The following is a 21,420-nucleotide window of genomic DNA, read 5'->3' on the forward strand; positions in this document are numbered from 1 at the left end:
CACCACATGCTACATACGAACAATGGACGAATCTGAGCACGCTACTGAGGAATCGTCGAACCCACACCACTGGTTCAGTCACCTTCTGGACCGATTTGACGAGTTTCACGCTCGTTTTGAAGGGCCAAACACTATCGGAAACAATCGAACGTTCTGGGCGGTTTTCTGGGGTATTTTTGCGATATTGTTGGTGTATCCGATGATAGTTAATACGTTCGTATTGAAGACGAATACGAGCTTCTTCATCTGGGTTATTCTCGCACTGAGTCTCTCCATCGTCTGGGGGTATTCGGGTATCTTTAATTTCGGTCAGATGGCGACGTTCGGACTGGGTGGCTACGCCTACGGCGTCGTTGCGATTAACTTGACGGAGATGATCGGAGGCACCGTTCTCGCGCTTCTGATCGGTGTCGTACTCCCGGCAGTGGTGATGGCAGCACTCGGATACTTTATGTTCTACGGACAGGTCAGCGGGCTGTACGTCGCTATCATCACCCTCGTCGTCACGCTAATGTTCAATCTATTACTGACCAGAACGTCTGGAACGACGATCGGCGATGCCCAGCTTGGCGGACTCAACGGAATGTCGGGCATACCGACGCTCGAGCTGGACGTAGTCGCGTTCTCATTCGATCTCACACCCGTCTCCGAATACTATCTGGTACTGGCTCTGATGATCGCTGTATATCTTGGCTTGCGATACACGGTCAACTCGTACTACGGGTACGTGATGATCGCGATACGCGAGGACGAACGGCGAACTCAAATGTTCGGATACGATATCCGAAAGTTGAAAACTGCACTCTTCAGCGCCGGAGCGGCGTTAGGTGGCTTGGCCGGAGTCCTCTACGTCTCCTGGAGCGGGTTTATCGATCCGACGATGTTCGGCCTCGTTTCGGCATCCTTACCGATCATCTGGGTAACCGTCGGTGGCCGCGGCACGCTACTTGGCTCCGGTATCGCCGCCTACCTGCTCCAGTACACGTCGAACGAACTGGGTGCGATGGGGACCGGTTACTCATTTATCTTCCTCGGCATCCTGTTCATCCTCGTGATCCTCTTTTTCCCCAGTGGAATCGTTCCTGCGCTACGCGACCGGTGGGTCGCGTGGTCGACCACTCGAAAACAATCGGGTAGCGTCCAAGAGGGTAATTCATGAGATCAAAACAGGGTACGAACGACGGACCGAAGACGAACGAAGCACTTCTGAGCGCCAGTGGACTAACCAAACGATTCGGCGGACTGACCGCCGTCAACGACGTGGACTTTCGACTTCCAAAGGGACAGATACGCTGTCTCATCGGACCCAACGGTGCGGGAAAAAGCACGTTCCTGAAACTGCTTACAGGATTTCATACGCCTACCGACGGGACGATCTACTACAAAGGAGAGGATATAACCTCGTCTCACCCACACATACGCGCCAAAAGCGGGATAAGCTTTAAATTCCAAAAGTTAAGCACGTATCAAGACCTGACGGTCGAACAGAATCTCCGAATTCCGACCCAGCTCTACACCGACGGAGATCAGTTAGACGAGCACATCGACGAACTGCTCGAGTTAGTCGAGTTAACCGACAAGCGGTCGATGCCCGTGACGAATCTCTCTCACGGCGAACAACAGTGGCTCGAGATCGCGATGACGATGGGGGTCGAACCCGAGTTGTTACTGCTAGACGAGCCAACCGCCGGGATGACGATCGACGAAACGGAGAAAACCGCTGGGTTGGTCCGGGATCTCATCGACGAAGACGTGACGGTACTGATCGTCGAACACGACATCAACTTCGTCAGAGGAATCTCAGACATGGTCACTGTCATGCACAACGGACAAATTTTTGCAGAAGGAAGCGTCGAAGAGATCGTTACCCACGAGGGGGTCAAAAAAATATATCTCGGTAAAAGCGTGGAGGGAGACTAATGGTACTTTCGACGATGAATCTCGATTCTGGGTACGGACAGACGCCGGTATTACACGACGTATCGATCGAAATCGGGGATCAGGAGATCGTCTCGCTGATCGGACGCAACGGCGTCGGAAAATCGACGCTTATCAAAACACTTATCGGTCTCGTCGAACCGTCGAGCGGCGAGATCGAATTCGAGGGCGAATGTATCACGGAATTGCCGCCTGATCGGCGCGCGAAAGCCGGTATCGGGTACGTTCCACAGGGCAGGGAGATCTTTCCGCGCCTGACGGTCGAGGAAAACCTCCGTACCGGGACGATGATCAATGAAAATCACGCCGACCCCCTCTACGACGAAGTCTACGAGTACTTTCCCCGGTTGAAAGAGCGAACGACCCAGAAGGCCGGAACGATGAGCGGTGGCGAACAGCAGATGCTCGCGATTGGGCGTGCGCTCGTCGGTAATCCGAAACTCCTCCTCCTCGATGAGCTATCCGAGGGTGTCCAGCCGAACATCGTCGAGCAGATCGGTACCATTCTCAAGGAGATCAACGACGATCTCGGGATGACGATCTTTTTCACTGAACAAAATATCGACTTCACGATCAATACGACCGAGCGGTGTTACGTAATGGAAAAAGGGAGTATCGTCGACGAGTTGGGCCCCGATGAACTCGACGATTCGGACGTCATCCAGCAGCATCTGACCATTTAACTTTTGCAGGCTACGCCTTCGTCCTCGAGGAGCGAACCGCGTCAGCGGTGAGCGAGTAGGGTGGGTAGTTCACTCGTCGTATCCATCGACTTCTCAGAATCGAATCGCGGTGGACCAGTTCGGCAATGCGGACGTCCCTAATCGATGCTCACCCGAAAACCGCGATCATCAGTCGAGTATTTCTTCGACCATCTCCTCGGACATGTCTGCGAGAATGCTGTTTCCCGTTTTGATCTCTTTGATGACGAACCGCGACGACGTTTCGTTGACGCCATCGATCTCGACGATGTTGTCGATGAGCGACTGCATCTGATCGTGATTCTGAACGCGGGAAATGACGATGAAATCGACGTCTCCCATCATGTAGTACACTTCGTTGACGCCATCGATGGCCGATAACGTTTCACCGATGTCCTTTGCGTATCCACTCTCGTGTGAGACCGTAACGTCGGTGAACAGAAGCATGTTCAGATCGAGCACACGAGGATCGATATCCGCGGAAATTTTCGTGATTATCTCGCTCTCTTTTAACTTTTTCACCCGGTAGTGGATCGCCGATTTCGAAAGGTCGAGTTCTTTTGACAGATCCTCCAAGTTTTTCTCCGACGATTCCTCGAGCTGCCTGAGAATTTCGATATCCGTCTCGTCGAGATCTACATCCATATTGTTCTCTCTAGCTACTAAGAAGACAGTTAAGTATTTCTGCCTTTTCCCGACCGGGAAGACGCTCACGACGTGCTGTCAGTAGCGAGGTTTGCTTACTGGTCCATCGCTTCGTCCGAAACCTCGAGTGCGTCGTCGAGGACGGAGATTGCTTCGTCGATATCCGATTCGGTGATCGGAAGCGGCGGTGCGATGATCAGTGTGTTGATCATGCTCGCAACGTAGACGCCACCGTCGGCAGCTGCGGCCGTGACGTCGTCGACGATGGTATTCCCCCTGGAGATCTTGTCCAACCGGGATCCAAACGGAACCCGCTCGCCTTCGCGTTTCGTCAACTCGATTCCGCGGAAGAGACCGACGCCGCGAGTGTCGCCGACGCTCGGATGATCCGCGGCAAGCTCGTCGAGGCGATCTCCGAGATACGAACCGACCTCGCGTGCGTGTTCGATGAGGTTTTCCTCCTGATAGGTTTCGATCGCGGCGAGCCCTGCAGCGCACGAGACGGGATGACCCGCGTACGTGTGGCCGTGACAGAACATTTCGTCCTCGAAGTGATTTGCGATCTCGGGTGTGACGATCGTTGCACCCAACGGCGCGTACGCGCTCGAGAGGCCTTTCGCCATCGTCATGATGTCAGGCTTGACGTCGAAGACGTCACATCCGAACCACTCGCCCGCTCGGCCGAAGCCGGCCATCACCTCGTCGCAGATGAGCAACGCATCGTGGTCGTGAGCGATCTCTTTGAGTCGGGGAAGGTACTCTCTGGGCGGGACGAGGATGCCGTTGGAGCCGACGATCGGCTCGACGAGTACCGCCGCGACGGTATCCCCCTCGAGCATGAGCATCTCGTCGATGTACTCGAGGCTCTCCATCGGATCCAGCGTGGAACCGTACGCGTATGGATCGGGGGCTTTGATGGTCCCCGGGATGCCCGGTTCGGCTTTCAGCCGTCGCGGGTCTCCGGTTACGCTGATCGAACCGTAGGTCGCACCGTGATACGAGCGGTATCTGGAGACGATCTTTTGTTTTCCGGTGTACATTCGAGCGATTTTGATCGCGGCTTCGACGGCTTCGGTTCCGCTCGTCGAAAAGAACGTCCTCGAGAGGTCACCAGGCGTTACTTCGGCGAGTTTTTCCCCTAGCTTAGCGCGCGCCTCCGTTGCGTAGCCGGGGGCGAAGTACGCACCGTCCCGCGCTTGCTCGGCGATTGCGTCCGCGACGGCATCGGCAGAATGACCGAGGTTCGAACACATCAACTGTGCTGAAAAATCGATCCACTCGTTACCGCGTGCATCTCGAAAGCGGACGCCGCCGGCTCCCGTGACTTCGGTCGGCTCAACTTCGCTTTGATACGACCAGGTTCCGAATACGTACTCCTTGTCGAGCCGTTCGACGTCGGTTCGTCCGTCGCCAGTTTCCTCCTGTGACAGTTCGTCTGGCATCCTTCCCTGATCTTCGAATTCACCATTCATTAATCTTTCCCGAAATAGGTTTTTTCACGTTATAGATCCTGGATGGAACAGGCTTAATAGAATATTATTTGGCCTACTCGGTTAACTGTTGTAAAATATACTCTCAGTTCGAAGCCTTTATTTCCACCGTGGTAATACTCCTCGTATGGTCGAGCTAGCGTCACTTGGTCGAACAGGTACGGTTCGAAACTACGTCGGTGGAGAGTGGACCACCCCGGACGGCGGCGAAGAACTATCGACGATCAACCCCGCGACTGGTGAGGAGTTGGCGACGGTTCCGTTCAGTTCCGGCGAGGACGTCGACGACGCCGTTCGTACTGCGAACGAGGCGTTCCGTGAGTGGTCGGAGTTACCCGTCGAAGAACGAATCCAACCGCTGTTTCGACTGAAATCGTTGCTCGAGGAGCACCACGACGAACTCGCGGAGCTCCTCGTTCGGGATCACGGTAAAACGAAAGCCGAAGCGCTCGGTGAGCTCCGACGCGGAATCGAGAACGTCGAGGTCGCCTGTGGAATTCCGTCGATGATGCAAAGCGGGACGCTGTTGAACGCAGCCCCGGACATCGACGAGAGCGCCGTCCGAAAACCGTTGGGTGCGTTCGCGGCTATCACGCCGTTTAATTTCCCGGGCATGATTCCGCTGTGGTTTCTCCCGTACGCGGTTGCGACTGGCAACAGTTTCATCCTCAAACCGAGCGAGCAGGATCCACTGGTCCCACAGCGACTGTTCGAACTGATCGACGAAGCGGGCTTTCCCGACGGCGTCGTTCAGCTGGTCAACGGCGGAAAGGATACCGTCAACGCGCTGTTGGATCACGAGGGTGTCGAAGGAATCTCGTTCGTTGGTTCGACGCCGATCGCGAAGCTCGTGTACGAACGCGCCGCTGCAAATGGGAAACGCGTACAGGCTCAGGGCGGTGCGAAAAACCACATCATCGTGACCGAGACCGCCGACCTCGAGTTCGCCGCCGAACAGACTGTCTCCTCTGCGTGTGCTTGCGCCGGAGAGCGCTGTCTCGCGAACGACGTGGTCCTGATCGAAGAATCGGTGTACGACGAATTCAGCGAACTCGTCGTTGCGAAGGCCGACGAACAGATCGTCGGTTACGGGTTGGACGAGGAAACCGACATCGGCTCGCTCATCAGCGAAGATCACGAGGCCACGGTTCGAAACTACGTTCAAACCGGCGTCGAGGAAGGCGCGACGGTGCTTCGAGACGGTCGCGACGTGACCGTCGAGGGATACGAAGACGGTAACTTCCTCGGTCCGACCGTCTTCGGCGACGTCGCCGAGGACATGGTGATCTCACGGGAGGAGATCTTCGGGCCCGTGCTCGCGCTCGACTCGGTTCCCTCGCTCGAGGACGCGATCGAACGCATGAACGGGAGTCGCTTCGGCAACGCGGCCAGCCTCTTCACCGGACGGGGAGCCGACGCCCGGCGCTTTCGCCACGACGCCGAGATCGGAAACATCGGAGTCAACGTGGGGACGTCGGCACCGATGGCGTTTTTCCACTTCGGCGGCTGGAAGGATTCGTTCTTCGGCGACCTGCACGCCCAGGGCGAGGATATGATCCAGTTCTACACGGACAAAGCGATCTACATCGAACGCTGGCCTGACGCCTAGGCAGGACATCGACCGGCAGAACCGATCGTAGCCGATGAGTTGACCGGTCCTTCGACGCCGACGAACGGTTCCAGAACATCGCCACCACCACGGTTCCGATCGACGATTCTCGAAGACGACGCGTAAACGTGGTCGCGACGGAAAACGAGACGAACGTCGACGACCGTACCGTGAGAAGGGGCAGCGAGTGCTGTCGGCGATCACACTCGAAACGATTTACGGCGTGGAGATCCGCTCGATCGCGGATCCGATTCGGGCTGCGATCGGATCGTCGTTCCACCCGGCGACGACCTGCAAACCGATCGGACGTCCGCCCACCCGGCCGGCCGGAATCGAAATGGCGGGATGGCCGGTGAGATTGAACGGTCCGGTGTTTGCTTCCGTCTCGAGGAGGTCGTCGATGGTGTCGACATCGCCGAGTTCGGGTGCCGGCGTCGGCGTCGTCGGGGTGATCAACGCGTCGTAGGTTTCGAACAGCGATCGGATCGTTCGGACGAAATCGCGACGAGCGTTCTGTGCGGCGACGTACTGTTTTCCCTCGGTCGCGTTCAACAGCTGTGCGTTGATGACGAGACTCTTCGCGAGATGTTCGCCGTAATCACCGCTTGAAACGAACTCCGAGACGACTCGTCGCCACCCTTCGCTGTACCCCGTTCCGGCACCGTAGACGTGACCGTTGTTCAAAAGCAGCGTCGCGAACTCGCAGCTTTCGATGGTGGTCAGCGCGTAGATGATCTCCGAATAGCCCGGAACGGAGACGGAATCGACCGTGCATCCGTGTTCGCTCAGTTTCTCCGCTGCGTTGCGCACCGTTTCGGCGACGGGTGCCGTCGACAGATCGAACGCTTCCGCGACGAGACCGACGTTCAGTTCGGATACGGATTTTCCGACGCCGTCAGCGACGGACGGGCCCGACGACCGCGCGTACGTCGAGGGATCGTTGACGTCGACGCCGGTCATGCTGTCGACGACGCGAGCGGCCGTTTCGACGGAATCGGCGAGCGTTCCGATGTGATCGAACGACGGAGCGAGGTCGACGAATCCGAACCGGGACACCGAACGATACGTCGGCTTGAATCCGACGGTACCACAGAACGATGCGGGGATTCGAACGCTCCCGCCGGTGTCGGTTCCGAGCGCCGCGTCGACGAGTCCAGCCGCAACCGCAGCTCCACTGCCGGAAGAGGAACCGCCAGCGACGCACCCTTCGGCTTCGGGGTTGACTGCGGCTCCGAAATCGCACGTCTCCCCGGTCGTGAAATACGCCAATTTATCCATGTTGGTCGTGCCGACGATGGTCGCTCCGTCGTCGAGCAACTTCGCCGTCGCCGTCGCGTTGTACGGCGGAGTGAACTCGATCGATCGGGACCCACAGTGCATCGGCACGCCCGCGACGGCGATGTTGTCTTTCACGGCGACCTCGAGATCGTGGAGGGGGCCGTCTCCCGATTCGTACTCGAACTGATAGCGGAACGCGTCGTACTCGTCAGCTCCGGTGGTGATCCCTTTTGCCAACTCGTTATCCGGGTCCGCAGGCTCGAACACGTCGAGGGTCTCCCGAAACGCTTCGGCTTCTGCTTCCAGTTCGTTCGCCCGGTCGTCCGCCAGCTCGATTCCGAACTGAGTGGCTATTTCGTCTATGCTCATTTCGACGCACACTAGCAGAGTAACGGGTTTTGAATAGTATAATAGTGAGGTTTCCGCATTCGATCTCGTATTCCTCGAAAAAGACCCAAGTGACTAAATCAAATAATACTTTGGTAATAGACTAATTCCGAAACGTGATCGTCCCGACGAATGACGACGGCCGACTTTGTGTACCGCCGGCACTAACACTCACAACCGCCCTGCTCGAGGAGGTCCCGGATCGTGTACTGCTGTCTGCAGTCCTTGCACGTCACCGTGACGTTGACCAGAACGTCGAACTCGCCGACGTCCAGGACGTCGTTTCGGTCGAGCTGGGCGACCGTGTCCTCCGTAACGGCGGCGGTTCTGTTGCGCAGCGCGCCGAGTTTGTCCCTGCTGCGTTCGAGACGTTCCTCGTCGCTGGGGGAGTCGAGCGACGCCTCGAGGCAGTTCGTCAGGTGGTTGTAAACGGTCTGGTGGGAGACGAAATCACCCTCGATCTCGTCGACCGGCACCGAGTCGCGCTCGAGTTCCTTTCGCGTCTGAACGCGCGTCCCGCTGCTGACGTCCTCGCCGGTCAACAAGCGGTAGGTGTTTTCGATCTCGCCGTCTTTGTACTGCAAACCGGCGTCGTCGAGTGCAGCCTGGAGGACGCGCTGGTTGACGTGCTCCGCGAGGTCGCGCGTGCTGTATCGTTCGTCGGTTCTATCCGTCCAGTAACGGACGAGTTCGTCGTCGAGGCCGTCGAGGTCGTACCGACTGCCGATGCGTCCGACCTTGCATCCGCAGCTCACGCCGGCCTCTTCCGTACTAGATTCGCTCACTGGCTCAGCATAGCCGGTTCGGCGTAAAAAACGTTCCGGAGTGGCGAACCTTTACAAAAATACGCCCGTAATTATCCGTCGTCGGCCGATTCGAGAGGGTATCGCCGGAGCGATGCGTCGCGACGCTCGAATCGGCGGATCGCGTTCTCCGGAACTGACGTCCAGCGGCCGGGATCGCCAGCCAGTGAAGAATAGTCAAACATCATATGATTATGTGAACACAAAGGTACTGAACACATATATTAAAAACATCACTTTTGTCAATTCAACGGCGTTCGAGGCTGCCGGGAGATACCGTCGGCCTCCTCGTTTGCGGCGGTTTCAACCTCGTCGGACGTGTCGACCGCGACGCCGCCTCCGATCGTCCGTTTCGCCGGGGCGGTCACAGCCCCGTAGCGAAGCGAGTCGCGGAAAGAGGAGACGAGGTCGTCCCAGACGAACGCGCCTCCTGTGTCGATCGGACCGACCGTCTCGGTTTCGATCGCTGGCCGTTCGATCCGCTCTTCGTCGCGTGGGGCAATCGTGCCTCCGATTTCACGGCGGGCGGAAAGAGCGCCCGGTACGTCTCGCGGGTGATTTCCAGCGTCCGGCGCTTCGGTGGATCGTTGAGATCGAAGCCGGCCGTCGTTCCGGCGTCGACGAGTCGCTCGAGGACCGTTCCGCGTCGTCGCCGCCAGGGTCCCGAAGGGTGCGAGCGTAGTCCCGCTCGCGAAACACGCAGCGGCGTCGGACGGAGGGGCGGACTCGAGGAAGGAGAGTCCCCGGCGGTGTCCGTCGGCCCTGGCGGCGCGTTCGTCGTCCGATGAACCCGCACGTTTATCGTACGAAGACGAGATAATACGTGTAGAGAGAATCAGTGACTCGCGTCCGCGATCCACGAACCCCCGTCGTCGTGTTGCACGTCGACGACGACGAGAGCCTCGCTGAGCTAACCGCGACGTTTCTCGAGCGAGAAGCGGAGCGAATCGACGTTATCACGGCCACCAGCGCCGAGGAGGGCCTCGAGTTGCTCGGCGAGCGACCGATCGACTGCGTCGTCAGCGATTACGACATGCCCGAGACGAACGGCCTCGAGTTCCTCGAGGTCGTCCGGCGGGATCACGAGAGTCTCCCGTTCATCCTGTTTACGGGGAAAGGGAGCGAAGAGATCGCGTCGGAAGCGATCTCACACGGCGTCACCGACTACCTCCAGAAGGAAGGGGGGACCGAACAGTACACGATTCTGGCCAACCGCGTGCTGAACGCGGTCGAGACGACGACGGCGCAGCGCCAGCAGCGACGACAGCTCGACGCGATTCAGACGGCCAGGGAGGGGATCAGCATTCTCGACGAGGACGGACGGTTCGTCTTCGTCAACGATGCGTACGCGTCGATGTACGGCTACGAACCGGACGAGATGATCGGCCGCTCCTGGGAGATCACGTACCCCGAGGACGGAGTCGAGTTCGCGCGGGAGACGATCCTTCCCGAAGTGGGCGAAACCGGGTACTGGCACGGCGAAACACAGGGACTGCGCTCGGACGGAACGACGTTCGTCGAAGATCACGTCGTCTCCTCGGCGGAGGACGGCGAACTCGTCTGCACCGTCCGCGACGTTACCGACGAGAAAGAGCGGAAAGTCGAACTCAGGGAGCTCGATCAGTTTCGACAGGCCATCATCGAGAGTGCGAACGTGTGGATAAACGTTCTCGACGACTCGGGGAACGTCGTCGTCTGGAACGAAGCTGCCGCGGAGATCAGCGGCTATTCCGCCGAGGAGGTGGTCGGACACGACGAGATCTGGGAGCGGCTCTATCCCGACGAGGAGTACCGAAACGACATCCTCGAGCACGTCGGCAGTATCCTGCGCGACGAGAAGGCGGTCGAGGAGTTCGAAACCACGATCCGAACCAAAAGCGGCGAGAATCGACTCATCTCGTGGCACTCGCAGGCGTTAATGGACGAATCCGGTCGAGTGGAGGGATCGGTCGCGATCGGCCGGGATATCACGGATCAGTACAGGGCGAAACGACGCTACCGGACGCTCATCGAGAATCTTCCGGGAATCGTCTACCGCGCGGAGATCGATTCTTCCTGGCCCTTCGAGTTCGTCCACGGACAGGCGGAGTCGATAACCGGGTACACGACCGACGAACTGCGAGAAGGCGTCTCGTGGGGCGACGACGTCGTCCACCCCGACGATCGAGACCGGATCTACGAGGAGGTCCGATCGGCCGTCGAGCGGGAGCGTCCGTTCGAACTCACCTACCGAATCCGGACGAAAGACGGCGAACCGTGCTGGGTGTGGGAGCAGGGGCAACGGGTCGACGACGACCTCGTCGAGGGTCTCATCACGGACGTCACCGATCGGAAAGAGCGCGAACAGCAACTGAACGAACAGAACAGGCGACTCGAGGAGTTCGCGTCCGTCGTCTCACACGATCTCCGGAACCCGTTGAACGTGGCGACCGGGCGGCTGGAACTGGCACGAGAGCGCCACGAGAGCGAGCATCTCGATGCGATCGCCAGTTCGCTCTCGCGAATGGAACGCATCATCGACAGTATGCTCTGGTTGACCCGCGAGGAGCGGGAGATCGGCGCCCGATCGCGGGTCGTACTCGACGCGGTCGTCTCGCGGGCGTGGGATCACGTCGCGACCGGCGACGCGACGCTCGAAACGGAGATGACCGACGAATCGATCGTCGCCGACGAAACCCGCCTCCTGCAGCTGTTCGAGAACCTGTTTCGAAACGCCGTCGAACACGGCGGCGAGACCGTGACGGTTCGCGTCGGGACGCTGTCCGATCGCCCAGGGTTCTACGTCGAGGACGACGGACCGGGGATTCCGCCGGAGAGACGCGATCGCGTCTTCGAGGCGGGGTACTCGACAGCGCGACGGGGGACCGGGTTTGGACTGCGAATCGTCAAGGGGATCGTCGACGGTCACGGCTGGGAGATTTCCGTTACCGCCGGTATCGACGGCGGAACGCGCTTCGAGATCGTCGACGTTGAGGACACGTCCCACCAGTAGCTCGTTGCACTACTGGCGTTCGGTGAGCGCCGCGAACCCACGATCGTGACGGTCCAACACGTCACCTACGCGGCTACCAGTCTCGCGAATCGGTTTCGGACGACGTCCGACCACGTTCGCGACGATTGGCGAGTCCTCGACCCTATCTGAATCCGAATTCAGATCGACAACACTATATGAATTTGGCTTCAAGTGGGTGTCGATGGCAGAGACGCGAACCCGTCTTCGACGCTTACTGGCGGAGAAACTGGACGATTGTCGCGAATCGGACGTGGAACAGCGACTCGAGGAGTTGGCGTCGGTGACCGACGCGACGTTCGACGACGATCCAGTTCGCCCCGTCTTTGCCGCGCTCGGAAACCGGACCCGGTATCGGCTCGCACGAACGCTCGCCGTCACGGACGACGAACTCTGCGTCTGCGAACTCGAACCGGTCGTCGACGTAAGCGAAAGTGCGGTCAGTCACGCGCTGTCGGATCTCGTCGACGCGGGACTCGCGACCCGCCGAAAAGCGGGGAACTGGCGGTACTACGACGCGACCCCGCTCGCGAAGTCGCTGTTCGAAACGGCCGAGCGCGAGGTGAGCGAGCGTGAGTGACCTCGAGCACGAACACGGTCCCGACTGCGGGTGTCCCGACTGCGGTGATCCCCGCTCGATGGACTTCCTCGATAAGTACCTCACCGTCTGGATCTTCCTCGCGATGGGCGTCGGCGTCGGGCTCGGATACGTCTCGCCCGGTATCGTCGAGCCGATCCAGCGGTACTACCTCGTCGAGATCGGGCTGATCGCGATGATGTACCCCCCGCTGGCGAAGGTCAACTACGGACAGTTGCCACGGGTGTTCAGCGCGTGGCGCGTGCTCAGCCTGAGCCTGGTCCAGAACTGGGTGATCGGCCCCACGCTGATGTTCGCCCTCGCGGTGGTCTTTTTCAGCGGCCTCGTTTCACCGTTTCCCGCCCGACCGGAGTACTTCCTCGGGTTGATCTTCATCGGGATGGCTCGCTGTATCGCGATGGTGCTCGTCTGGAACGATCTCGCCGACGGCTCGAGCGAGTACGCCGCGGGACTGGTCGCGTTCAACAGCGTCTTCCAGATCGTCACCTACGGAGTGTACGTCTGGTTCTTCGCGCTGTTTCTGCCGCCGCTGCTCGGCATGGACGCCCTGGTCGCGGGCATCGGGGCGTTCGAGATCACCGTCGGGCAGGTGTTCTGGGCGATCGCCATCTTCCTCGGGATTCCGTTCGCCGGCGGGATTCTCACCCGCCTCGGTGGAGTGCATGCCAAGGGCGAAGAGTGGTACGAAGAGCGGTTCGTCCCGACGATCAGTCCCGTCACGCTGATCGCCCTCCTCTTTACGGTGATCGTGATGTTCGCAACGCAGGGTGAGAACATCCTCGCCCGGCCGACGGACGTCCTCTGGATCGCGGTGCCGCTTACGATCTACTTCGTCGTGATGTTCCTCGTGAGCTTCGCGATGGGGCGGGGGATCGGCGCTGACTACTCGACGACCACCGCGATCGGCTTTACCGCCGCCTCGAACAACTTCGAACTCGCGATCGCCGTCGCCGTCGCCGTCTTCGGCGTCGGCTCCGGCGTCGCCTTCGCCACCGTCGTCGGCCCGCTGATCGAGGTGCCAGTTCTGCTGGCGCTCGTCAACGTGGCCGTCTACTTCCAGCGGCGGTTCGACTGGGCCGGCTACGACACCGATCGACTCGAGTCGACGCCGCCGTCCGAGGAGCCGACCGCCTCCGAACCGAACGACGACTGACCACTCCCCAGACGATGACACTCGACACACTGTTGATTCCGACCGATGGAAGCGACCCGGCCGAAAACGCCGCACGACGCGGGTTCGACCTCGCCAGCTCGCTTGACGCGAACGTACACGTGCTCTCGGTAGCGGACAGTTCCGTCGCGACTGGCGCGGGCTATTCGGGCGATTCACCGTCGATTCGCAATCGACTCCGCGAACGGGCGGAGGTTCGAGCCGCGTCCCTCCGGGACGACGCTATCGAGCGCGGCCTCGACGCGACGGCCGCGGTCCGGGACGGAATCCCGGCCGACGAAATCGTCGACTACGCCGACGAACGCACGATCGACGCGATCGTCGTCGGAACGTCCGGACGTGGTGGCGTCGCACGCGCGATCGTCGGCAGCGTCGCCGACAAGGTCGTTCGAACCGCATCCGTCCCGGTCGTGACGATCACGTCGTCAGCGGCCGACAGGGCCGAACGCGCGACGGGAATCGATTCGATCCTCCTTCCAACCGACGGGAGCGAGGCGGCCACGGAAGCGCTCGAGCGAGGTCGCTCGCTCGCGGCGCAGCTCGAAGCCACCGTTCACCTCCTCTCGGTGGTCGACGACGACCTCGCAAACGCCCTCGGCGACGCCTCGGGAGACGACGTCGGTTCCGAAACCGACCGACGTGCGTCGGCGCAGTCGCACCTCGAGGGAATCGCGGCGGACGTCCGATCCCGCGGTCTCGAGGCCGTCACGGCGACGACGAAGGGACGCCCGTCCGAGGAGATCGTCGAGTACGCCGACGAGAACGGCGTCGACGTGATCGCGATGGGAACGCACGGGCGTGGCGGATTCGAACGACTGCTCGTCGGAAGCGTGACCGATCGAGTAATTCGTACGGCGTCCGTTCCCGTCTTCACAGTTCGACCGAACGCAGCGAACGCCGAGGATTCTGGGACGAGGGCCGAAACCGAACCGACGCAACTCGCGTTCGTCTGCGTCCAGAACGCGGGTCGGTCGCAGATGGCGTACGCCTTCGCTCGTCGGGAACTCGAGGCCCGGAATCTCGCGGACGACGTCGACCTCGTAACCGGCGGGACGGACCCTGCCGACCGGATCCATCCCGTCGTCGTCGAATCGATGCGAGCCGTCGGAATCGACGTTTCGGACCGGTCGCCCCGAGAGGTGACGGTCGACGAGAGACGGAGGAGCGACTACGTCGTCACGATGGGCTGTTCGGACGCGGACGCGTGTCCAGCCGGGTGGCCAGGAGAGAGCCGCGACTGGGAAATTGCCGATCCGGACGGCCGTTCACCAGAGGAGGTCGCCGAGATCCGCGACGAGATCGAACGACGAGTGAACGATCTGCTCGACGAACTGTCTCGCGACGCGTGAGCGAGCGGGCCGCTGATACGGCCTGTTGACGTCGGTACCGATGCAACCGCGACCGCTGGGTGGCGGCGGTAACCGATTACGGCAGCCGCCCGACGATTCGTCGGACAGACGAGCCGGCGGGTTGGGTACGGACGATCGACGAGCCGACGGGTTGTACGACCGACCATCTGCCAGGTACTGTACGGATCGCACGAATCGATCCGTGGCGGTTTCGTTCCCGAGCGTCCGTCGATTCGAACGACCGTCGTCGGGTTCCGTCGCTATCTTTACGGACTCGGTCGGTGTACCGACGCCATGGAACTCTCAGACGAACAAGAACTCGTTCGGGAGACGGTCCGGTCGTTCGTCGACGACGAGGTGAAACCGGTCGTCGACGAGGCGGACGCGAACCAGGAGTTTCCGGAGGACGTCTGGGACGGCCTGGCCGAACTCGGGTTGACCGGACTGACGGTCCCCGAGTCGTTCGGCGGCTTCGACGCCGACCGAGTGACCGAAAGTCTCGTCAACGAGGAACTCGCGTACGGTCACCTCTCCGTTGCGACGGCGCTTTCCGTTCACTGCCTCGCGACTGCTTGCATCCGCGAGTTCGGCTCGGACGAACACAGAGCGGAGTGGTTGCCGAAGATGGCCGAGGGTCGGCCGATCGGCGCGTTCGCGCTGTCGGAGGCCGACGCGGGATCGAACCCGGCCGAGATGAGCACGCGGGCGCGTCTCGAGGGAGACGAGTACGTGATCGACGGCCAGAAACAATGGATCACCAACGGCGAGCGCTGTGGCGTGGTCGTGCTGTTCGCCAAGACCGACCGCGACGACCGCGAGACGATCACGCAGTTTCTGGTTCCCAAAGGCGCCGACGGACTCGAGGTCGGCAAGAAAGAGGACAAACTGGGTCTGCGGGCGAGCGATACGACGACGCTGCGTTTCGAGGGGGTTCGAATTCCGGAGTCGAACCGATTGACACCGGTCGGTGAGGGGCTGAAGGCGGCGTTTTCGACGCTGACGGGCGGACGGATCGCGATCGCGAGCCAGGCGGTCGGACTCGCACGGGCTGCGCTCGACGACGCGATCGAGTACGCGAACGAGCGCGAGCAGTTCGGCCGCCCGATCGCCGACCACCAGGCGATCGGACACAAACTCGCGGACGCGGCGACGAACGTTCGGGCAGCGCGGCTGCTCACGCGCGACGCCGCCAGGAAAAACGACGACGGCGTCGATCCGGTGGCCGCGAGCATGGCGAAGTACTTCGCGAGCGAGACGGCCGTCGCGGTGGCCAACGAGGCGGTCCAGATCCACGGCGGCTACGGCTACACGACCGACTTCGACGTCGAACGCTACTACCGCGACGCGAAGATCACCACCATCTACGAGGGAACCTCCGAGATTCAGAAGAACATCATCGCCCGGGAACTGACGGAGTGACGGAGCCTTCGCTCGGAATCGCGTTCGTTTCCCGTGAACTGACAACAAGACTTTAGAGCGGTCGCGGCGATATTTGCGATATGTTCGACGAGGACGACCTCGAGGGGATTCGAGACGGTCGGCGGCGCTGGGAGACGGACACCCTCGAGCCGACGCTCGAACGCCACGGCGAGCGCAAAGACCGGTTCGCCACGGTGTCGAACCACGAGGTCGACCGACTCTACACGCCCGAGGACGTCGCGGACCTCCAGTACGAGGAAGATCTCGGCTTTCCCGGCGAGCCGCCGTACACCCGCGGGCCGTACCCGACGATGTACCGCGGTCGCCCCTGGACGATGCGCCAGTTCGCGGGGTTCGGAACCGCGGAGGAAACCAACGAACGGTTTCACTACCTCATCGAGGAGGGCCAGACCGGGCTATCGACCGCCTTCGACATGCCGTCGCTGATGGGGATCGACTCGGATCACCGGATGAGCGAAGGCGAGGTCGGAAAGGAGGGCGTCGCCGTCGACACGTTGCGGGACATGGAGATCCTGTTCGACGGCATCGACGTCGGGGAGGTGTCGACCTCGTTTACGATCAATCCGTCCGCGCCGGTCATCTACGCGATGTACGTCGCCCTGGCCGACCAGCAGGGCGTCCCTCGGGACGAGATCAGGGGCACCCTCCAGAACGACATGCTCAAGGAGTTCATCGCCCAGAAGGAGTGGGTGATTCCGCCCGAACCCTCGCTCAAGGTCGTCACGGACACCATCGAGTTCGCCGCCGACGAGACGCCGAAGTTCCACCCGGTCTCGATCTCCGGCTATCACATCCGGGAAGCCGGTTCGACGGCCGCTCAGGAGGCGGCGTTCACGCTCGCCGACGGCTTCGCCTACGTCGAGGACTGTCTCGACCGCGGGCTCGCGGTCGACAAGTTCGCTCCCTTGCTGTCGTTTTTCTTCAACTCGCACAACTCCATCTTCGAGGAGATCGCGAAGTTTCGAGCGGCGAGACGGGTGTACGCCCGGATCATGGAGGATCGCTACGACGCGTCGGCTCCGGAGTCGAAGCGGATGAAGTTCCACACCCAGACCGCCGGCCAGTCGCTGACCGCCCAGCAGCCGCTGAACAACGTCGTTCGGGTCACCATCCAGGCGCTAGCCGCGGTTCTGGGCGGAACCCAATCGTTACACACCAACAGCTTCGACGAGGCGCTCGCGCTCCCGACCGAGGAGGCGGTCCGAGTCGCACTGCGAACCCAGCAGATCATCGCGGAAGAGTCCGGCGCGGCGGATATCGTCGATCCGATGGGCGGGAGCTTCGCGATCGAGGCGCTGACGAACGAGATGGAAGCGCTGATCCTGGAGTACCTCGCGGAGATCGAAGAGATGGGCGACGGCTCGATTCGCGACGGCGTGCTCGAGGGAATCGACCGGGGCTACTTCCACCGCGAGATTCAGGACGCGAGCTACGAGTACCAGCGCCGGGTCGAACGCGGCGAGGAGGTCGTCGTCGGCGTCAACGAGTATACGATCGAGGAGGACACCGCACCGGAGACCCTCGAAATCGACGAGACGACCCGCGATCGACAGCTCGAGCGCCTCGAGACGGTCAAAGTCGACCGCGACGACGAGGCCGTCGACGCGACGCTTGCGGCGCTCTCGAGTGCCATCTCTTCCGGCGAGAACGTCATGCCGTACGTGATCGACGCCGTGAAAGCCTACGCGACGATGGGAGAGATCATGCAGGTGTTCGAGGACCACCACGGCGCGTATCAGGAAGAGCTCAGTCCAGTCTAGTACCGGCTTACACCTTCCGGGCAAGCCCCGAAGTACGACGGCGCCCAACGGGCCGGTAGTGACGGCCGTCGAATCGCCTCGGCGGTCGATCCGTCACCAGGTGTGTCCATGACTGACATCGGCTACCACGCGTCTCACGAGCAGTTCGCGCCGTCGGAACTCCTCGAGTACGTCGAACTCGCGGACGAGCGGGGGTTCGACGACGTCCTGGCGTCGGACCACTTCCACCCCTGGAGCGAGCGCCAGGGCGAGTCCGGGTTCGTCTGGTCCTGGCTCGGCTCGGCGCTGGAAGCGACGTCTTTGCGGTTCGGCACGGTCAACGCGCCGGGCTATCGGTACCATCCCGCGATCGTCGCGCAAGCTGCGGCGACGCTCCGGGAGACGTATCCGAAACGGTTCTGGCTCTCGATCGGAAGCGGTCAGCTACTCAACGAGGGGATCACGGGCACCGACTGGCCCGTCAAGGCGGAGCGAAACGCTCGCCTCGCGGAGTCAGCCGACGTGATCCGGCGTCTCTGGGACGGCGAGGACGTCACCCACCACGGACGGATCACCGTCGAGCGGGCGACGCTCTACACCCGCCCCGAGACGTCGCCGCCGTTGATCGGGGCGGCGCTCTCGGCCGAGACCGCGGACTGGCTCGGCCGCAGTGAGTGGGCCGACGGCATGATCACGATCGCGACGCCGGACCGCGAACGGCTCGCGAACCGCGTCCGGTCGTTCCGAGCGCACGCGCCCGACGCGCCGGTCTACCTCAAAGTGCAGCTCTCCTACGCCGACGACGAGGAGTCGGCGCTCGAGGGCGCGTACGACCAGTGGCGCACGAACTGCGTACCCGGCCCGGTCACCCAGGAACTTCGCACGGCCGAGCAGTACGACGAACTCGGCGAGGGGGTCGGCCGGGAGCAGGTCCGAGAGAACGTCCGCGTCTCGGCCGATCTCGACCGACACCTCGAGTGGCTTCGCGACGACCTCTCGCTCGACGTCGACAAACTCATCTTGCACAACGTCAACCGCGACCAGACGACGTTTCTCGAGGCGTTCGGCGAAACGGTGCTGCCGGCGCTCGAGTGAGCTGCGAGTGAAAGAACGCGGCGACCTCGAGCGAGACGCCGGCGGTGTGTGGGGAGCCGAACGGCCGCTCAGATCGACACTGATCCCGGCTCAGATCCGTCGAGGGGCGGTGCCGATCTCGAAGATTTCCTCGTGGAGGCTCTCCGCGAGGTGGTCCAGATCGTCCTCGGCTTCACCGGCGTCCATCGAGTCGCCGACGCCGTTCCACTCGACGGACAGCCGCGCGACCGGAATCAGCGCGACGCCGCCGACGGTGACGTCTTCCCCCTCGGTAGTGTGGATCGTCCACGCGGTTCGCATCCCGTCCGACGAGCGCGTCACGTCCTCGACGGCGACGCCGGCGTCGACCCACCGTTCGACGATGCCGTCGGTGATCCGTCGCAGCTTCCGTTCGCCGAGGACGTGAACGGCGACGCCGCCTGCGGCCAGGAGCACGAACGCGACGACGGCGAACGAAATCCCGCCGTACGGTACGTTCAGCGACGCCGCCAGCGCTGCCGTTACGCCGACGAGACCGAGAATTCTGAGATCGAACGCGCTCGGTACCGTCCCGTTCCACCGCGACTGCCGTGCCGCCCGCTCGAGTTGCATGTCTCGACACTGCAACGGCGGGCGGGTAGTCGTTGGCCTGTCCAGTTGTGGGCTTTATACGCGAGTGATCGACGTCACCGTCGAGCGATCCGAGAGAGCCGATCAGTCGTAATCGAGCAGCTCCTCGTCGCCGTGTGCGGATCGGAGTTCGGCCAGATACTCGCGCTGAGCCTCGAGCCGGGGGGTCGGCCGGTCGTACGTGTGCTCGAACATCTCCCGCGGCTCGGGGTCGACCGCCTCCGCTTGCTCGACCAGCGCCTCGAGGGTCGCTTCGATCTCCGATTCGATCGATTCGATGCGTTCGTCGTCGAGGATCCATCGCTCTCGGAGGTAGGCCTCGAAGCGCTCGATGGGGTCGCGCTCGCGCCACCGTTCGACCTCGTCGTCGTCCCGGTAGACGGTCGGATCGTCGGCCGTCGTGTGCGCGCCGTAGCGGTACTGGACTGCCTCGATCAGCGTCGGGCGCGAGCGAGCCGGACCGGGGTCGAGCGCTTTCGCTCGGGCGGCCTCCGTGACGACGTACGTCGCGAGCGGGTCCATGCCGTCGACTTGCACGCCGTCGAAGCCGTACGCCGCCGCCTTCTGGGCGTACGTCTCGCTTGCGGTCTGGCGATCCGACGGAACCGAGATCGCCCACTGGTTGTTGTTACAGAAAAACAGCGTCGGCGTATCGAAGACGCCGGCGAAGTTCATCGCCTCGTGAAAGTCTCCCTCGGAGGTCGAGCCGTCGCCGAAGTGGACGGTCGTCACCGATCGGTCTCCCTTCAGTTTGCTCGCCCACGACCAGCCGACGGCGTGGGGGATGTGTGCGCCGATCGAGATATTGAGCGGAAACACGTTCAGATCCGCGATGGCGGCGTTCCCGTCCTCGTGGCCCATCCAGTAGAGGAGGTACTCCCAGGGGAGGTCGCGGGCGACGACTGCACCGTGTTCGCGGTACTGATACGAGATCGTATCCCGATCGGCGAGCGCGTACGTCGAGCCGATCTGTGATCCCTCCTGGCCGGCGAGCGACGCGTACGTCCCCATACGTCCCTGGCGCTGGAGGCTGATCATCCGCTCGTCGAACCGCCGAGAAAACCGCATGTCCCGGTACATCGAGCGCAGCGTCTCCGGCTCGAGGTCTGGTTCGAGTTCCGGCGCGACGACGGTTCCGTCGGCGTCGAGTACCTGCACGCGATCGTCGGGCGCACGCTCGAGGAGGTCGCCCGCGAGCACGTCTCCTGTCATGGCTGGACCGTCGGGCCGACGGAACATAACAGTAGCTGTACCAGTGGCACCTAAAACGGGAATCGATGAAGCCGGGGACGTATGGCTCGAGCGGTCGCCGTTCGACACGGGATGGATCGAGCGTACGCCGGCGACGAACGGTGGGGGTGGTGCTGTCCGCGCTGTGACAGGGACGTGATCGTCAGCGACGATCCGGCGTCGGAGACCTTCCGGTGGGAGTGTCCGACGGAGGGCTGTCGAGCGGTCGGCTTCGGGTTTCGGTCCCGCCGACGGGCGAGGATCGCGCTACGGGAGTACCGCGAGCGATATCGGAACGTCTACCGTTGATGCGGGGCGTCTCCCGTCG

18 protein-coding genes are annotated in these 21,420 nt (G+C 61.8%); 12 read left to right on the plus strand and 6 right to left on the minus strand.

The genetic code is table 11. The features are described from left to right. Positions 1–22: 22 nt before the first annotated feature. From EA472_RS15080 to EA472_RS15090, 3 genes are read left to right on the plus strand one after another with little or no spacing between them, the layout of a single operon-like run. Positions 23–1,159 carry an ABC transporter permease subunit gene (locus EA472_RS15080; RefSeq protein ID WP_124192346.1) on the plus strand — a complete coding sequence of 379 codons (1,137 nt, stop codon included), beginning with the start codon at positions 23–25 and terminating at the stop codon, positions 1,157–1,159. Next, positions 1,156–1,920, plus strand: coding sequence for an ABC transporter ATP-binding protein (locus tag EA472_RS15085; RefSeq protein WP_124192347.1), 765 nt, complete (start codon positions 1,156–1,158; stop codon positions 1,918–1,920). The genes EA472_RS15080 and EA472_RS15085 overlap by 4 nt, the downstream gene beginning before the upstream one ends. Next, positions 1,920–2,621, plus strand: a complete 702-nt coding sequence (locus EA472_RS15090) for an ABC transporter ATP-binding protein (protein ID WP_124192348.1) — start codon at positions 1,920–1,922, stop codon at positions 2,619–2,621. Before EA472_RS15085 ends, EA472_RS15090 begins: the two co-directional genes overlap by 1 nt. Positions 2,622–2,789: 168 nt before the next feature. On the opposite strand, the gene EA472_RS15095 is transcribed toward EA472_RS15090, so the two are convergent. Together EA472_RS15095 and EA472_RS15100 are read right to left on the minus strand one after the other, a co-directional pair. Further along, a complete protein-coding gene (locus EA472_RS15095) occupies positions 2,790–3,284 on the minus strand; it encodes an Lrp/AsnC family transcriptional regulator (RefSeq protein WP_124192459.1) in 495 nt (164 codons plus the stop codon). Positions 3,285–3,379: 95 nt separating this feature from the next. Next, complete coding sequence (locus tag EA472_RS15100) at positions 3,380–4,726, minus strand: aminotransferase family protein (protein WP_124192349.1); 1,347 nt, start codon at positions 4,724–4,726, stop codon at positions 3,380–3,382. Positions 4,727–4,901: 175 nt separating this feature from the next. Between EA472_RS15100 and EA472_RS15105 the strand changes: the two genes are divergently transcribed. Then, complete coding sequence (locus EA472_RS15105) at positions 4,902–6,383, plus strand: CoA-acylating methylmalonate-semialdehyde dehydrogenase (protein ID WP_124192350.1); 1,482 nt, start codon at positions 4,902–4,904, stop codon at positions 6,381–6,383. A gap of 216 nt (positions 6,384–6,599) precedes the next feature. On the opposite strand, the gene EA472_RS15110 is transcribed toward EA472_RS15105, so the two are convergent. Continuing rightward, entirely contained in the window at positions 6,600–8,030 is a 1,431-nt protein-coding gene (locus EA472_RS15110; RefSeq protein WP_124192351.1) for an amidase, read from the minus strand. A 182-nt stretch (positions 8,031–8,212) separates the two neighbouring features. Next, a complete protein-coding gene (rdfA, locus tag EA472_RS15115) occupies positions 8,213–8,833 on the minus strand; it encodes a rod-determining factor RdfA (RefSeq protein ID WP_124192352.1) in 621 nt (206 codons plus the stop codon). An 856-nt stretch (positions 8,834–9,689) separates the two neighbouring features. Between rdfA and EA472_RS15120 the strand changes: the two genes are divergently transcribed. The 7 genes from EA472_RS15120 to EA472_RS15150 all read left to right on the plus strand — a co-directional run bounded on the left by EA472_RS15120 (position 9,690) and on the right by EA472_RS15150 (position 19,253). Further along, entirely contained in the window at positions 9,690–11,843 is a 2,154-nt protein-coding gene (locus tag EA472_RS15120) for a PAS domain S-box protein (protein ID WP_124192353.1), read from the plus strand. Between the two features lie 202 nt (positions 11,844–12,045). Then, entirely contained in the window at positions 12,046–12,441 is a 396-nt protein-coding gene (locus tag EA472_RS15125; RefSeq protein WP_124192354.1) for an ArsR/SmtB family transcription factor, read from the plus strand. Next, the gene (arsB, locus tag EA472_RS15130) at positions 12,434–13,612 is read left to right on the plus strand and encodes an ACR3 family arsenite efflux transporter (RefSeq protein ID WP_124192355.1); all 1,179 of its coding nucleotides are present in this window, start codon (positions 12,434–12,436) and stop codon (positions 13,610–13,612) included. Before EA472_RS15125 ends, arsB begins: the two co-directional genes overlap by 8 nt. A 14-nt stretch (positions 13,613–13,626) precedes the next feature. Continuing rightward, positions 13,627–14,979: a universal stress protein gene (locus EA472_RS15135; RefSeq protein WP_243637863.1), complete on the plus strand. Its 1,353-nt coding sequence runs from the start codon at positions 13,627–13,629 to the stop codon at positions 14,977–14,979. Between the two features lie 294 nt (positions 14,980–15,273). After that, positions 15,274–16,398, plus strand: a complete 1,125-nt coding sequence (locus EA472_RS15140) for an acyl-CoA dehydrogenase family protein (RefSeq protein ID WP_124192356.1) — start codon at positions 15,274–15,276, stop codon at positions 16,396–16,398. 80 nt (positions 16,399–16,478) lie between these two features. Then, positions 16,479–18,179, plus strand: coding sequence for an acyl-CoA mutase large subunit family protein (locus tag EA472_RS15145; RefSeq protein WP_124192357.1), 1,701 nt, complete (start codon positions 16,479–16,481; stop codon positions 18,177–18,179). 108 nt (positions 18,180–18,287) lie between these two features. Then, positions 18,288–19,253, plus strand: coding sequence for a TIGR03885 family FMN-dependent LLM class oxidoreductase (locus tag EA472_RS15150; RefSeq protein WP_124192358.1), 966 nt, complete (start codon positions 18,288–18,290; stop codon positions 19,251–19,253). A gap of 90 nt (positions 19,254–19,343) precedes the next feature. On the opposite strand, the gene EA472_RS15155 is transcribed toward EA472_RS15150, so the two are convergent. Both EA472_RS15155 and pdhA read right to left on the minus strand, forming a co-directional pair. Beyond that, positions 19,344–19,844 carry a hypothetical protein gene (locus EA472_RS15155; protein WP_124192359.1) on the minus strand — a complete coding sequence of 167 codons (501 nt, stop codon included), beginning with the start codon at positions 19,842–19,844 and terminating at the stop codon, positions 19,344–19,346. Between the two features lie 102 nt (positions 19,845–19,946). Next, on the minus strand, positions 19,947–21,074 hold the full coding sequence (gene pdhA, locus EA472_RS15160) for a pyruvate dehydrogenase (acetyl-transferring) E1 component subunit alpha (RefSeq protein ID WP_124192360.1): 1,128 nt from the start codon (positions 21,072–21,074) through the stop codon (positions 19,947–19,949). An 81-nt stretch (positions 21,075–21,155) separates the two neighbouring features. On the opposite strand from pdhA, the gene EA472_RS15165 reads away from it, so the two are divergent. After that, positions 21,156–21,401: a hypothetical protein gene (locus tag EA472_RS15165; protein ID WP_394341349.1), complete on the plus strand. Its 246-nt coding sequence runs from the start codon at positions 21,156–21,158 to the stop codon at positions 21,399–21,401. The last annotated feature ends 19 nt before the right edge of the window (positions 21,402–21,420 follow it).

The organism is Natrarchaeobius oligotrophus, assembly GCF_003841465.1.
GTDB classification, from domain to species: Archaea; Halobacteriota; Halobacteria; order Halobacteriales; family Natrialbaceae; genus Natrarchaeobius; species Natrarchaeobius oligotrophus.

What these genes read in the sequence shown, in the direction of transcription:
- EA472_RS15090 (WP_124192348.1), top strand. Translation starts at nt 1,920, where the DNA reads ATGGTACTTTCGACGATGAATCTCGATTCTGGGTACGGACAGACGCCG.
- EA472_RS15095 (WP_124192459.1), bottom strand. Translation starts at nt 3,284, where the DNA reads ATGGATGTAGATCTCGACGAGACGGATATCGAAATTCTCAGGCAGCTC.
- EA472_RS15150 (WP_124192358.1), top strand. Translation starts at nt 18,288, where the DNA reads ATGACTGACATCGGCTACCACGCGTCTCACGAGCAGTTCGCGCCGTCG.
- pdhA (WP_124192360.1), bottom strand. Translation starts at nt 21,074, where the DNA reads ATGACAGGAGACGTGCTCGCGGGCGACCTCCTCGAGCGTGCGCCCGAC.
- EA472_RS15100 (WP_124192349.1), bottom strand. Translation starts at nt 4,726, where the DNA reads ATGCCAGACGAACTGTCACAGGAGGAAACTGGCGACGGACGAACCGAC.
- EA472_RS15155 (WP_124192359.1), bottom strand. Translation starts at nt 19,844, where the DNA reads ATGCAACTCGAGCGGGCGGCACGGCAGTCGCGGTGGAACGGGACGGTA.
- EA472_RS15125 (WP_124192354.1), top strand. Translation starts at nt 12,046, where the DNA reads ATGGCAGAGACGCGAACCCGTCTTCGACGCTTACTGGCGGAGAAACTG.
- EA472_RS15165 (WP_394341349.1), top strand. Translation starts at nt 21,156, where the DNA reads ATGGCTCGAGCGGTCGCCGTTCGACACGGGATGGATCGAGCGTACGCC.
- EA472_RS15135 (WP_243637863.1), top strand. Translation starts at nt 13,627, where the DNA reads ATGACACTCGACACACTGTTGATTCCGACCGATGGAAGCGACCCGGCC.
- EA472_RS15145 (WP_124192357.1), top strand. Translation starts at nt 16,479, where the DNA reads ATGTTCGACGAGGACGACCTCGAGGGGATTCGAGACGGTCGGCGGCGC.
- EA472_RS15140 (WP_124192356.1), top strand. Translation starts at nt 15,274, where the DNA reads ATGGAACTCTCAGACGAACAAGAACTCGTTCGGGAGACGGTCCGGTCG.
- EA472_RS15080 (WP_124192346.1), top strand. Translation starts at nt 23, where the DNA reads ATGGACGAATCTGAGCACGCTACTGAGGAATCGTCGAACCCACACCAC.
- EA472_RS15110 (WP_124192351.1), bottom strand. Translation starts at nt 8,030, where the DNA reads ATGAGCATAGACGAAATAGCCACTCAGTTCGGAATCGAGCTGGCGGAC.
- EA472_RS15105 (WP_124192350.1), top strand. Translation starts at nt 4,902, where the DNA reads ATGGTCGAGCTAGCGTCACTTGGTCGAACAGGTACGGTTCGAAACTAC.
- EA472_RS15085 (WP_124192347.1), top strand. Translation starts at nt 1,156, where the DNA reads ATGAGATCAAAACAGGGTACGAACGACGGACCGAAGACGAACGAAGCA.